Raw genomic sequence first — 13,754 nt, 5'->3', positions numbered from 1 at the left:
CAGGCTACAGAGCGCCAGATGAAGATTCCCTAAAACAAGCTTTGGGCCTTAGCTAAGAAAATCCTGAGAAGAGAATGAGAGTTTTCTAAAACCCTGCCCTAGTAAAAGTTTTAAGCGCAAACGAATAACGTCCAACAGTCTCTTGCAACGCTGAGTTCAAATAACATGGTAAAAAATGTAAAGAAATATCTAAAGATACCTAACCGTGTCTAATGGCCGGTCCTAACATCATCGGGTGAACAAAAACTATGGCTCTCCGCATTGCACTCCTCACCTACTCCACCAAGCCCCGTGGCAGCGTCATTCACACCTTAGAGCTGGCTCAGGCATTGGCTGAACTCGGTCACCATCCCTGCGTTTTTGCCCTGGACAAAGATGGACAAGGGTTTCACCGGCCAACCGCATTCCCAACCTGCTCTGTACCGGCTGCCCCCTGTGATGCTGGTATCGATCAGCTGATCCAACAACGCATTGGTGAGTTCGTAACGTTTTTCCAAAGCCATCCCCAGCAATATGACATCTACCATGCCCAAGACTGTCTCAGCGCCAATGCCCTAGCCATCCTTCAACAACAGGCTCGTATTCCCCATTTTGTACGCACCGTTCACCACATCGAAGACTTCCAAAGTCCCTACTTACAAAATTGTCAGGAGAAATCCATCCATCAGCCCGCCCGCTGTCTGTGCGTCAGCGATGTGTGGCAGCAGGTGCTTGCAGAAGACTACAATATCCAGGCCCATCGAGTGATTAACGGTGTGAGTAGGCGGTTCTCGGCGAATCCTGATGGGTCTGAAACGGCCTTAGCCAATAGCTATGGCATCCGCAGTGGCCCCGTATACCTGACGGTGGGGGGCATTGAACCTCGCAAAAACTCAATCAATTTACTTAAAGCATTTCATCAGGTGAGGCAGGTGCAACCCCAGGCACAGCTGGTTATTGCTGGGGGGGCAACGCTGTTTGACTATCAGGCCTACCGACAAGCGTTTATGGCTCTGGTGGAGGCCTATGACCTGGCCGATGGTCTGGTGCTGCCCGGAGTAGTGCCTGACAAGGACTTACCAACGCTCTATCGTTTAGCCAATGTTTTTGTATTTCCCTCTGTGCAGGAAGGCTGGGGCCTGGTGGTGCTAGAGGCGATCGCATCTGGATTGCCGGTACTCACCTCTAATCAAGCGCCGTTTACTGAGTTTTTGTCACCCCAGGAGGCCAGGCTAGTAGCGCCCGAAGAGGTGGGTGCGATCGCAACAGCCATGCTTAATCTTCTTAACCCTACTATTGCCCAACCACTCATCCACCACAGCCAGCCTATTATCAGCCATTACAGCTGGCAACAGTCCGCTAAAATGCATCTGGAACTTTACAACGAGTTGGTCTCAGGGCTTAACAATATACGCTGAGTATGGGTCTCAGCAACAATCTTCCCGCGTTTAATCACACGACGTTCTATGGGGGCAGTGCCAATGACCTCAGAAGCGGAATTTGCACCGATTAATATCAGGTCTGCCATATTCCCAGGAGCAATACCGTGGTTGCTAACACCAATGGCCTTAGCCGCAGAGGTCGTCGCCATCTCTAAACATTGGATATGACTCTCAGCCGTGCCCAGTTGCAACGTTTGGGCAAGCAGGGTGCAAATCTTTAACACATCCCCATCCCCAAAGGGAGTAAACAGATTTTGGATATTGTTAGTGGCGATCCCGACGGTCACCCCATCATTCATCAGCTGATCAATAGGGGCCACGCCACGCCGCACATTGTGGCTATCTTTTCGCCCCATCATATAAAGATCAGTGGCAGGCAGGGCCAAAACCGAGATACCCGCATCTCGTAACATCGCAGCCATTTCTCGCAAAATCTCGGGTGTGAGTCCGGCTAGCTTTGTCATATGCCCTAAACACACCCGACCTTGCCAACCACGCCTTAGGGTTTCTTCAACAACTGTGGGCAACAACAACGGCGAGTCATCATCCAAAAAGTCCAGGTGAAAATCAACATCACAGTCAAACTCCTGGGCCAGATCAAAAATGATGCGAATATTTTGCTCTGGATCTGGATCAACATAAGGGGCCGAACCAATCACGTCCCCCCCCATGGTCATGGCCTGTCGCAATAAATCCACCGTGCCCGGCTGATGGGTAATGCCCTCCTGGGCAAATACAGCCAGCTGTAGCGTCAATCCCCAGGCATACTCATGCTTCAACGGGAGTAATGCTTCCATCGCCGTTAGCTGTAGTATTGGATCAACCTCGACATGACTGCGCATGAGGGTTGTGCCAAAGTTAATCTCGCGTTTGATCACATCGCGAGCCCGCGATTGGATATCCTCAATGGTGAAACGCTGTTTAAGATTCCCCGTTTCTGCCAACGCTTCTTGAAATGTGCCAGTTTGGGCAGGGCGTTGAGTCAGCAACAGAGCCTTATCCAAATGTAAATGGCCATCCACCAAACTTGGGATTACTAACCTACCCTTAGCCTTTAAGGTGAGCTGGGCAGAGGCCTCGATCTGAGGTGCAACCTCAGTTATGACACACCCTTGCATGGCGATTGACCAGCGCCCCTCTCGTCCCGGCAATGTGGCATCGACGATTTTTAGCGTTATGACCATCTGCTATCCCCTGCCTGAGCACAACTCAAATGTCTGTTACAGATGATAGAAAACAGTTTCCGTTATCGTGGTTATATGAATATATATGCCAATTTAGGCAGTTCTATACTCTACTCCCCCATCTGTTATAAGCATCATGCCTGAGATCCGATTTCATATCCAGTGGCCAGACGGTCAGCAGGAAAGCTGTTATTCTCCTTCACTGGTAGTACAAGAATACTTTCAAGTAGGTGAATCTTATACCATCACTGAATTTCTACAGCGCTCTCGAGACTCTCTTCAGACTGCTAGCGATCGAGTTAAGGCTAAATATGGTTTCCCCTGTGGCCTAGCCATGGGACAGTTACAAAAAATTGAAGACACTGCTCAGCGGTACTTAGAACAGCCTGACAGTAAAGTCACCGTTCTCAAGTTTCAATAATGATTTATTCAACCATGGTTTAACTTGGACAATTGCGTGCAGGAAGAATTGGACTTAAGCGTCGAAACTCTGATACATACTGCTCCAGTACCACAAACTGGGGTAAGTTTAATCGATAGTAAATCCAACGTCCTTCCTGCCGACCCTGGATTAGTCCGGCTTCGCGCAGCGTTTTGAGGTGAAACGAGAGCTTAGAGGCGCTAATACCTAAATGATTCGCGATATCGCAGGCACATAGTTCGCGTTCGCGCAATAACTCAATTACTTGTAAACGGTAGGGTTCTGAAAATGCTTGAAAAAGTGGCAGAACGTCATTAGAAATAGTCGCGGCAGTCGTCTTCATGATCCTTTGTATATCTATTTGAAATCATAGCGCTTAAGAGAGAAAGCAAGAACTTAAAACTATTGAATTTTGCCATCAAATTGATAAGCATGAGAGACTTCTCATTAGCTGATATCTCACAGTATTTTATTCTCTAATAATTCTCATTATTTTTTCACTCATCACCACACCAACAAAAAAGCTGGCTCTCAATGAGCCAGCTTAACACTGCGCGGGAACGCGTATAGGAAGCAGCAGTAGTAGTAGTCTTGCTACTGAAGTACTAGCTTCACGTTCGCATTCTGCAACCCAGGGCGCTTAACCTCAGCTAAAGTGCGGTTAACGGCATACTTCTGGTTAATGGAGTTGATTAGCTCAGTTTGATTATGCTTCTTAGCAACACCCCAAAGGTCAGCAATTAGATCAAAGGAGCCGTCAGTATTGCGGGACCAGCCTAGATCATACTCACCTTCTAGAACAGCTACGATGTCAGCACGTACGCGCTGACCGTTGTAGCCACGAACATCCGCATCAGTCTTAACAGAGATGCCGAGGTCCTTCAGAGAAGACGTGAGAATTTCAGCTTCAGTGATCTTAGTGCGTAGAGTACTAAAATGAGACATTGGTGTTTCCTCCAGTAGGAAAATGAGAGATACAGAACTAAAAACGCAAAGCCAATAGATTAACAAATTAAAGATGGTTATTTGCTAAGCCATTGCTTCAAAAACTGCTAACCCTTAAGGTTAGCCCTTTGCCAGGGGGAACCCCTAACAAAAGCCTGTTAAAACTCCATCCGCTGATATTCAGCGACGGATGAAGCTGCGGGGCGAGCACGTTGTCGTGCCCAGTCGCGAAGCGCCGTTACCTGTTCATTCATGGTCTTAGATAACGGTAAGGTCGCCCGAATAGCGGCAATAATATCGAGTTGATTAAACTCACGACCTTGGGCAAACGCTTCATACATTGCAGAGATTAAACCCTGTTCAATCTCCGCCCCCGAAAAACCTTCACATACCTTAGTAAGCTGATCGAAATCAAATCGTTCGATATCGCGGCGGCGCTTACTGAGGTGAATTCTAAATATTTCCTTACGTTCTTCTTCATTGGGTAGATCTACAAAGAAGATTTCGTCAAAACGACCTTTACGCAAGAACTCACTGGGTAACCGTTCTACCCGGTTAGCCGTTGCCATGACAAACACTGGCGAATTCTTTTCTTGCATCCAGGTCAGAAAGCTACCAAAAATACGGCTAGAGGTACCACCGTCAGAATCAGCAGAACCGGCACCACCGGCAAAGGCTTTATCGATCTCATCAATAAAGAGAATTGCTGGCGAAATTGATTCAGCTGTACGTAACGCACTGCGCAAGTTGGCCTCAGAACGACCCACCATGGAACCGTCATACACTCGGCCAATATCTAACCGCAACAGGGGCAGGCCCCACAGGCGAGCCGTTGTCTTGGCAATTAGAGACTTACCACAGCCGGGAACACCCAGAATCAACATTCCTTTTGGCTGGGGCAAACCATACTCACGCGCCCGCTCAGTAAATGCATTGGAACGTTGCCTCAACCAGCGCTTCAGCTCTTCTAAACCACCAACCGAATCAAGGGTCTCATCCTCGTCTATATATTCCAGGATACCGTTGCGACGAATCAGCTGCTTTTTCTCAGACAGAACGATGTCTACCTCTGATTCAGTCAGCTTTCCTGAAACGACTCGGGATTTACGAAATACTTTCTCCGCTTCATCTTCCGTCAGGCCTAGGGCTGCTTTCAACAGCTTTTCCCGTACGTCAGTTGTAATGTTGGCACTGTGGGCCTTAGTCAATTCCGCAGTCAGTACCTGATTCAATTCACCCATGGTGGGCATAGAAAAGTCCAGGACTACCACTTCTTTTTCTAGCTCTACCGGAATCTCCTGCACTGGAGACATCAGCATAATTGTCTTATTGGTGCCTTTGAAACTTGCGATCGCATCCCTCAAACATCGCGTCACCGCTGGCGAGTCCATAAATGGGTGCAGATCTTTAAATATATAAATACCCGGATCTTTCTGACGGATCACCCAATCAATGGCAGCCTCAGGAGAAACGGTGTTGCCATTTTGAGACCCCCGAGTTTGACCGTATTCAACAATACCGTGGGTCACTGTCCACGTATACATACGCCTCTGGGGCTGCTGCTTAGTAATCGCCGCAATTGTCCGCTCCGCTCTTTCTTCCTCGAACGTGAGCAAGTAAATCAGAGGATACTGAGCCTTAATTAGGACCTGGAGCTCTTCTTTCATAATTTTTATCCTCTCAACGCCGACCGATACCAACAGACTAACTAAACCCAATAGAAATACGGTTACAACTTAAAACCGCAACTCAAGGGCTACAGATTTCACTTAACAGGGCACCAACTCCCCTTCGTCAGAACGCACCGAGCTAGGCACAACGTCAGGCACCTCAGTCAAAGATTCTGCATGCAAGTCGGCGTGAGCATCAACCGCCATCAGGTCACCATCTCTCAGCACCACAGAAGTCGTACAAGCGGGGCATTCGTACACCAAGTGGGCGGAACCCTGAACCCCTTCGACAACATCGGAGTGATTCAGATAAAACCCAATTGCCCGCTCAGCCAAGGTAGACATGGGTTCTCCATCTACCGCAGCGCGAATCTTGAGCTGACGGTGCAGGTCATCGTGCATATAAAGAGTGACCTTCTGCTTACCTTGCATATCAACCTTAATAAATAGAAGTTAATTCGTGGGGCATCTTACCCATGGAGTAAACATACCGACCTTATTTGATGCCGTCAAGCCGTCAAGCCGTTTTGACGTCAAAACGTTCACATTGCTTTACAAAGTAATGAAAAAAATGAAGGGTAAATATAGGGAAATCCCTTAGATATCAAGGTATTTTGCTGGAAATGTAGGGAGCAGGGGGTAGGGAATGGGGGATGGGGAGTGGGAGAAATCCCTTAGATATCGACTCACTTCGGCAAAAGCACTGACTTTTAGAATTCAGACGTGAACCAGTATCAAGTTCTAATTTTAGTCAACATCCCCCGTTGGCATTTACCCCACGGCGACTAAAATAAATAGCCGATGAATTCTATGCATCTATGGCTAGCGCACCGACCATCGCATCGTTTCCGTCTTTAGAGGCTGCTCTTAAACACTTCTTTGGCTATGACGACTTTCGCCATTACCAACGCGTCATCATTGAGCAAGTCCTAAAAAATCAGGATGTGTTGGTAATTATGCCCACAGGTGGAGGTAAGTCTCTGTGTTATCAGCTACCGGCCCTACTGCGTTTAGGGGTCACGATTGTGGTCTCTCCCCTGATTGCCTTGATGCAGGATCAGGTGCGTAGCCTGGCGGACAATGGCATTGCCGCTACCTTTCTCAACAGTAGTTTGACCTTCAACGAGGTGCGCGATCGCGAGCAGGCGCTACTCAGGGGCGACATCAAGCTGCTTTACCTTGCCCCTGAGCGCCTGATGAATCCCAGTTTTTGGCCATTGTTGGAACAAATACAGCAAACCGTTGGCCTCAGTGCTTTTGCCATTGATGAAGCCCACTGTGTTTCAGAATGGGGTCACGATTTTCGACCGGAGTATCGCCAGCTTTTTCAGCTGAAGCAGCAGTTCCCCCAAGTGCCTGTCATGGCATTAACAGCCACCGCCACTGAGCGCGTTCGGCAAGACATTATTCAACAGCTACGCCTCAACGACCCTCAGGTATTTGTCTCAGGGTTTAACCGACAAAATCTGTATTACGAGGTAACGCCAAAGACAAAACAGAGTTATGACCATTTATTGAAGCTGGTCAAACAGCAGTCGGGGGCCGGTATCATCTATTGCCTGAGCCGCAAACGGGTTAATGAAATTGCGTTTCGGCTTAAGCAAGATGGGATCTCTGCCCTGCCATATCACGCTGGTCTGAGTGCGAAGGAACGCCAGGGAAATCAAGAGCAGTTTATTCGAGATGATGTGCGCATTATTGTGGCCACCATTGCCTTTGGCATGGGCATTAACAAACCCGATGTGCGATTTGTCATTCACTACGACCTGCCACGTACCATCGAAAGCTACTACCAAGAATCGGGGCGAGCCGGGCGTGATGGCGATCCCGCTAACTGTAACGTTTTCTTTAGCTACGCCGATGTGGCTACCGTTGAGTATCTAATTAGTCAAAAGCCTGATGAGCAAGAACAGCGGATTGCTCGTCAGCAGTTGCGCCATGTGATTAACTATGCTGAGAGTGCGGTCTGCCGCCGTAAAATTCAGCTCAGCTACTTTGGTGAGAGTTTTCCTGGAGACTGCCAGAACTGTGACAACTGCCTGAATCCTGTACCGCTAGAAGATTGGACCATTGAAGCCCAGAAGTTTCTCTCCTGTGTCGCTCGCTGCCAAGAGAGATTTGGCATGAATCACATTATCGATGTGCTGCGCGGTTCTCGCAAAAAGAGATTGGTGGAGCTGGGGCACGATCGGCTTTCTACCTATGGCATTGGTCAAGACCATAGTGTGGATGACTGGCGACAGCTATGTCGGTCTCTTTTACACCAGGAACTATTATCAGAAACAACCGATGGCTATTCTGTTCTTAAGCTGAACTCAGGTAGCTGGCAAGTATTAAAAAAAGAGATCCCGGTCAATATTCACGTCTTTAAACGAGCTGAATCTACCAAGGCCACTAAGGCCACCGACGAAGTCCAGCTTAACGCTGACGAAACTCTATTGTTGGAGCAACTACGCGGTCTACGTAAACGGCTAGCTGATGAACAATCGGTGCCCCCCTACATTGTCTTTGCCGATGCCAGCCTCAGACAAATGGCCCAGCAGCGACCCGTTACAACCGATGCATTCGCCACCATCTCCGGTGTGGGCAGACGTAAGCTTGAGCAATATGGTCAGGTGTTTACCCAGGAGATCCAGCACTTTTGCCAGTCCCATAATCTGACACCCAATAACAACATTACTGGCTCCCCTGCCATACCAGAGACACGCCGATCGTCTAGCGAATTAACATCCACCTATATCATCACCCATCAGCTCCACCAGCAGGGGCTATCTCCATCCGAAATTGCCCTGGATCGAGGGTTACGCTTGGGCACAATTATCGAACATCTAAATCAGCTAATTGAAATGGGCCAAGATGTTGATCTCAACGCCCTAGTATCACCAGAACGCCAGGTGCCAATCTTTGAAGCCATTGAAAAAGTAGGCTCCCATTCCTTAAGAACTATCCGTGATGAACTTGGCGAAACCTTTGACTATAATGAAATTCGTCTAGTTAGGGCTGCATGGGAAAGCCAGCATGGGACTTAAATTAGAACCTGTTGAGATATTGGCTATGACGAAGGTCCCTGATTGTAAGCAAAGGGCAAAATTCATATAAAATCTCCACGATCCTAAGGCATGATTGATAGGCTTCACCTATTATTTGGCGCGTTAAGACGCCTGTGCCGCTATGTTGTTCAACTGTTTTGCTACCGTAGCCCGTGGTCTAGAAGAGCTGGCTGCCCAAGAACTTGAGCTACTGGGCGCTGAAGGGGTAGAGCCTGGATTTTGTGGGGTAGCTTTTCGGTGCGATCGCAAACGTCTCTACAGCATTAATCTATGGACCCGATTATCCTTTCGGATTTTGGTCACCGTTGCCCATGTGCCCTGCCGCGACAGTGATGCCCTTTATCGCGGCATCCAACGTATCGACTGGGAGCAGTACCTATCACCTGCCCAAACCTTGGCCGTAAAAGCCACCGGTAAAAACGATCGTTTGAACCATAGCCACTTCACGGCACTACAGGTAAAAAACGCCATCGTCGATCAGCAGCAGGACCGCCATGGAGAGCGTTCCGATGTGGATACTGAAATTCCTGACGTGCAGATCAATGTTCACATCAAAGATAATAAAGCCACCGTTAGTTTAGATAGTTCTGGCAGTAGTCTCCATCGCCGTGGCTACCGACCTGCCATGGGTACAGCACCTCTAAAAGAGTCTCTTGCAGCTGCTCTAGTGCAGTTAACAGAATGGTCTGGCCATGGGGCATTTCTTGACCCCATGTGTGGTTCGGGGACATTGCCCATTGAGGCGACGTTACAGGCCATGGGGATTGCGCCGGGGTTGTTTCGTGATCAGACAAGCCAGGGGTTTGGGTTTCAAACCTGGCCTGATTATGATCAGCCGCTCTGGCAGAGGGTGGTGGTGGATGCAAAGAAACGGCGGAAGACAGAACTGGGGGTACCCGTAGTGGGATGCGATCGCGACCTGGATATTCTCACCGATGCCCGCACCAATGCTGACTATAGCGGTGTGGCTGAGCATATTGAATTTAACTACACTGACTTTGCCGATATTGAAGCTCCTGCCGACAGCGGTATCCTGATCTGCAATCCCCCCTATGGAGAACGTCTGGGCCAAGCTGAAAATCTGGCCCCATTTTATAAACTCATGGGGGATATTCTCAAACAGCGTTTTAAGGGTTGGACCGCTTATATTCTCAGTGGCAATAAAGCACTAACCAAGTGTATTGGTCTCAGAACAGCCCGAAAAATCCCCATCTATAACGGTTCTATTCCCTGTCAGTTTTTGAAATACGAAATGTATTAAAAGACGCTGTACCAACTAATTTCTTTCCCTGAAAGCCCTATTAGATGTCTGAATTGATACAGCATGCAACATGATTACGTAAGTTAGATGGCAGAATCTCTCTTAAAACTTTGAGATAAAAGCCAACAAAAGTTGTTTCTTTAGTGCATGATATCGGACAGACAACAAGTATTTATATTTTTATGTGTCCGTATGACGGATCAATTTTTTGACAAGCCGATTCTCAATTCTCCTTACGAATACCCTTGAAGTGAACCCCTGATTTTGGGGTTCACTTCAAGCTTCTTTGTCCGCCATGCATATTTCTTAGGCGCTAGTGACCCGTACAAGTCACTTAAGACTACCCTAAAAGCTGAGATCGACACCGAAGCTTGGGAAAGCTTATATAGTTCGACCTCTCGTCCATTTGATAAGCCCAAATCAGCGCACATCGCCGTAAAAGTGATAAACCACCTCGGCGACGAAGTCATGAAAGTGTTCAGCGTAGATTGATGTATTCCCAACTCCTAGAACTTAATGCAAGACCATTAATCAAAGGTGACGAAATGATCCGGAGTCAATTCAATAATTTTAGCAGAAAAACAATTATTTATAGTTTCAGTATAGTTGCCGCTATGTTAGCTTGGTTCTCATTTTCTTTGAATGCTCTTGCTGATAACCCAAAAGATGTTAATCAGCTTGTGTCTAGTAATAGTTGCTATAAGTGTGACTTAACCAATATAGATCTAGCCAAGCGAGAATTTAAATCTGCATATTTAGTCGAATCCAATTTATCAAACATCGTTTTATCAGAAGGTTCTCTCAAATCAGCAGATTTATCCCGAGCCAATTTGCAGAATTCTCAACTTTATAAGGTCAATCTTGTCAATGCTGACCTAACAGATGCAAATTTAACAAAAGCCAACCTCAGAAAAGCGATCCTCAGTAATACCAATTTCACGCGTGCTAACTTAACAGGAGCTGATATCCGAGAAGCCCGTTTGTGGGGTTTTGCAGGTAATACCAACATGACCTTGGCGAATCTAAGCGAAGCAAATCTTTCAGGTAATTTACTAAACGATATTAGTTTTTTAGGTGCCAACCTTAATCACGCCAATCTGAGTGGAGATGTCCAGTTAATGAGGGCAGATCTGCGTAGAACAAATCTTGAAGGCACTAACTTATCGGATGCCGTTTTATCAGGAGCAAAACTCAGCCACGCTAACCTTAGAAACGCTAATTTGGCAAATGCAAAGTTGACACGAGTTGATTTGACGGAATCTGATTTAACAGGCGCTAATCTGCGAGGAGTCGACCTGAAAGATGCGGTACTGACTGGAACATTGGGTCTTGATCCCTACGGAAATGATTTGCTGACTCAGGCGGAAACATCTGCAAAGATGGGGAATTTTCAAGAGGCAATCGAATATCTCGATAAGGTACCGTCGCAAACTCAAGCTTACTCACAAGCACAAACCCAAATTTTAGAATACATGGCACAATAGAAAGCTAATTAATAACAGCACCTTCCTTTATTTTAGGAATAGGCAATGTTATACAGCTTCCAAAACTGCCTTACAAGCTAAATTCAACATCAAACTCTGGGAAACTTTTTTAGAGAAATCACGCGCTCCTTACTAAGCCTAAATCAAACCGCATTACGGTGAAAATCATCAATCATCTTGGTGATAAGGCCATTAAGGTTCTTAGTGTGGAAGTGAAATGATACCTGTTCCCACCCCCATGAAAAGGGGCCGTTGAAGTCGCAGTAAAACTTTACTTCTGTAATTAAGGGGGGACTTTGATCTGTCTGATAACCTCAACCAGGGAAAAGATTATGCGAAAACAGATTATCGAATACACTTCACCACTAGACGCTTTAGTTGCTCTTGCAAAGCAACTCTATGAGTATGAAATCAAATACAAAATGGACTCCGCAGAGTTCTTTACCCAGTACAGCCAGGGTGAAACTTCCGACGATGAGGTGTTTGTCGAGTGGGCTGGTAACTACCAACACTATCTCGCTTTGCATCAGGAACTAGAAACCAAGCTGCAAAATGTCGCGTGATATCCTGCTAGCCTACTTTGATGAAGTTGAGCAGCAACTGCTTGCTTTACCCAACATCTATGTTGAGCTGTTTAACGCTGTCATTCTGACACCTTCACCGATAGCCTCAACAAGCTCACCGGGCAAGAACCGAAGGCGGTCAAAACCACTGCCTTTGACCTACAGCTCAACCCAGCCAGCCCCGGCCTCCGCTTCCATAAACTCAACCAGACAAAAGACCCCAGCTTCTGGTCCGTCAGCGTTGATATGGACATCCGCATCATCGTCCACAAAACCGCTGCCAGCCTTATGCTCTGCTACGTCGATCACCACGATGACGCCTACGCCTGGGCCAGCAAACGCAAAATCGAACGCCATCCCAAAACTGGTGCAGCTCAACTAGTCGAAGTTCGCGAACGCATTGAAGAAATAACAATTCAAACTCCCGTCATCCAACCCCCACAACAAAAACCTCTCCTATATGGCGAAGTTCCCGACGATGACCTGCTCGCCTATGGTGTCCCCACCGACTGGCTAGACGACGTCCGCTTAGCCACCGAAGACACCCTCTTTGACATTGCCGAACGCTTACCCCAAGAAGCTGCTGAAGCCCTACTCGAACTTGCCACAGGTAGCAAACCCACCCAGCCTACTACCATTTCCGTAGACAGCGACCCCTTCACCCACCCCGACGCCCAGCGCCGCTTTCGGGTCATGTCCAACCAAGAGGAACTACAGCGAGCCCTCGAATTTCAATGGGCCTACTCCAGAAATCGAAATTTGCGATGATGCCGACGCAGAGATCCAACTGGTGAGTGAGTGGATTGTCGACCGACTAGGCCATGGCATCCAACCTGATGAGATAGGGGTCACTACAATCTGATTTACCACCAGTACCGTGACCCTGGTGAGGAGCCCAAATTACATTTGTTGGGTCAGCTTAAGCGAATTACTCGCCAGTGGATGAAAGGTTACTTAAAGCTGACAGGCAACACCCGAACAGCCCAGCTGATGTATCAAGATATTGCGAATAAGGTTTGTGAGTTAATTAAACAAGCCATTAAGATGGGCATTTGCGGAGTTTACAGAAGTTTTTGAAATTGAGGCGGATTTTAGTCGTTTGATCGAGACTAAGTTTGGGCGTTTGATTAAGACGACGCTAAAGCAGGTGACCGATGTAGGAGGAATTAAGCTATGACCGTTGCAACTGTGGCTAAAACCTATACGGCTGAAGAATATCTGGCCCTAGAAGTCGACGCGGATACGCGCAGTGAATTTCGTGATGGGGAAATTGTTGAAATGACAGGGGGCACACCGGAGCATAACGAAATTACTGGCATGTTCATTTTTTTGCTCAAGGCTAGTTTGCGTAAACAGCCCTACAGTATCTTTGTGACCGATCAGCGACTGTGGATACCGGCGCTGAAACTCTACACCTATCCGGATGTGATGGTTGTCCCCAAGCCACTAGAACTACATCCTGGTCGCAAGGATACGGTGATGAACCCTATTTTGATTGCGGAGACGCTCTCAAAATCTACTCAAAATTATGATCGGGGTGACAAGTTTGAAGCCTATCGCACTATCGAAAGTTTTGAGGAATATGTGCTGATCGATCAGTATCGGCCCCAGGTGGATCACTATGTCAAGCAGTCGGCAAACCAATGGTTATTGACTAAGTATCGAGGGTTAGAGGCTAGCTTTCGGTTGGAATCTGTTGGCGTGGAGATAGCCCTGGCGGAACTTTATGAGGCGGTGGAATTTGATGAACAATAA

At 47.4% G+C, this 13,754-nt stretch carries 12 protein-coding genes and 3 pseudogenes; 10 read left to right on the top strand and 5 right to left on the bottom strand.

The genetic code is table 11. The annotated features are described in order from the left end of the window. Positions 1–248 precede the first annotated feature (248 nt). Positions 249–1,397 carry an MSMEG_0565 family glycosyltransferase gene (locus tag SPB21_RS11710; RefSeq protein WP_163697164.1) on the top strand — a complete coding sequence of 383 codons (1,149 nt, stop codon included), beginning with the start codon at positions 249–251 and terminating at the stop codon, positions 1,395–1,397. Here the strand turns inward: SPB21_RS11710 and SPB21_RS11705 are convergent. After that, complete coding sequence (locus SPB21_RS11705) at positions 1,358–2,605, bottom strand: amidohydrolase family protein (RefSeq protein ID WP_499866617.1); 1,248 nt, start codon at positions 2,603–2,605, stop codon at positions 1,358–1,360. The two genes, SPB21_RS11710 and SPB21_RS11705, sit on opposite strands and share 40 nt — an antisense overlap. Positions 2,606–2,741: 136 nt before the next feature. Here SPB21_RS11705 and SPB21_RS11700 point away from each other — a divergent pair, with 136 nt between their 5' ends. Then, positions 2,742–3,026 (top strand): MSMEG_0570 family nitrogen starvation response protein, encoded by a 285-nt coding sequence (locus SPB21_RS11700; RefSeq protein WP_163663135.1) that lies wholly within the window; start codon positions 2,742–2,744, stop codon positions 3,024–3,026. Between the two features lie 19 nt (positions 3,027–3,045). Here the strand turns inward: SPB21_RS11700 and SPB21_RS11695 are convergent, their stop codons facing one another. From SPB21_RS11695 to SPB21_RS11680, 4 genes are all read right to left on the bottom strand, one after another. Further along, positions 3,046–3,369: an ArsR/SmtB family transcription factor gene (locus SPB21_RS11695; protein WP_006514521.1), complete on the bottom strand. Its 324-nt coding sequence runs from the start codon at positions 3,367–3,369 to the stop codon at positions 3,046–3,048. 251 nt (positions 3,370–3,620) lie between these two features. Continuing rightward, a complete protein-coding gene (locus SPB21_RS11690; RefSeq protein WP_163663137.1) occupies positions 3,621–3,971 on the bottom strand; it encodes a DUF1257 domain-containing protein in 351 nt (116 codons plus the stop codon). 158 nt (positions 3,972–4,129) lie between these two features. Beyond that, complete coding sequence (gene ycf46 / locus SPB21_RS11685) at positions 4,130–5,638, bottom strand: stress-responsive protein Ycf46 (RefSeq protein ID WP_499866616.1); 1,509 nt, start codon at positions 5,636–5,638, stop codon at positions 4,130–4,132. Positions 5,639–5,740: 102 nt separating this feature from the next. Beyond that, positions 5,741–6,073: a slr0373 family blue light stress response protein gene (locus SPB21_RS11680; RefSeq protein WP_163663144.1), complete on the bottom strand. Its 333-nt coding sequence runs from the start codon at positions 6,071–6,073 to the stop codon at positions 5,741–5,743. 386 nt (positions 6,074–6,459) lie between these two features. Here SPB21_RS11680 and recQ point away from each other — a divergent pair, with 386 nt between their 5' ends. The 8 genes and pseudogenes from recQ to SPB21_RS11640 all read left to right on the top strand — a co-directional run bounded on the left by recQ (position 6,460) and on the right by SPB21_RS11640 (position 13,754). Beyond that, positions 6,460–8,670, top strand: a complete 2,211-nt coding sequence (recQ, locus tag SPB21_RS11675) for a DNA helicase RecQ (RefSeq protein ID WP_499866614.1) — start codon at positions 6,460–6,462, stop codon at positions 8,668–8,670. A 142-nt stretch (positions 8,671–8,812) separates the two neighbouring features. Then, on the top strand, positions 8,813–9,952 hold the full coding sequence (locus tag SPB21_RS11670) for a THUMP domain-containing class I SAM-dependent RNA methyltransferase (RefSeq protein WP_499866612.1): 1,140 nt from the start codon (positions 8,813–8,815) through the stop codon (positions 9,950–9,952). 279 nt (positions 9,953–10,231) lie between these two features. Further along, positions 10,232–10,444: pseudogene (locus SPB21_RS11665) on the top strand (DNA methyltransferase); the annotation flags it as partial. Next, positions 10,444–11,436 carry a pentapeptide repeat-containing protein gene (locus SPB21_RS11660; protein WP_499866611.1) on the top strand — a complete coding sequence of 331 codons (993 nt, stop codon included), beginning with the start codon at positions 10,444–10,446 and terminating at the stop codon, positions 11,434–11,436. The pseudogene SPB21_RS11665 and the gene SPB21_RS11660, both read left to right, overlap by 1 nt. Before the next feature lie 332 nt (positions 11,437–11,768). After that, positions 11,769–11,999 carry an antitoxin TumA gene (tumA, locus tag SPB21_RS11655; protein WP_499866610.1) on the top strand — a complete coding sequence of 77 codons (231 nt, stop codon included), beginning with the start codon at positions 11,769–11,771 and terminating at the stop codon, positions 11,997–11,999. A gap of 84 nt (positions 12,000–12,083) precedes the next feature. Further along, positions 12,084–12,737 (top strand): annotated as a pseudogene (locus SPB21_RS11650) (DNA helicase); the annotation flags it as partial. Between the two features lie 117 nt (positions 12,738–12,854). Then, positions 12,855–13,058, top strand: a pseudogene (locus SPB21_RS11645) (hypothetical protein); the annotation flags it as partial. A 114-nt stretch (positions 13,059–13,172) separates the two neighbouring features. Beyond that, complete coding sequence (locus tag SPB21_RS11640; protein WP_499056594.1) at positions 13,173–13,754, top strand: Uma2 family endonuclease; 582 nt, start codon at positions 13,173–13,175, stop codon at positions 13,752–13,754.

This window comes from Leptothoe sp. ISB3NOV94-8A, from assembly GCF_043421595.1.
Lineage (GTDB): Bacteria > Cyanobacteriota > Cyanobacteriia > Phormidesmidales > Phormidesmidaceae > Leptothoe > Leptothoe turfae.
Note: the sequence above shows the minus strand (reverse complement) of the source record. Positions and strands in the feature narration are given on the sequence as shown.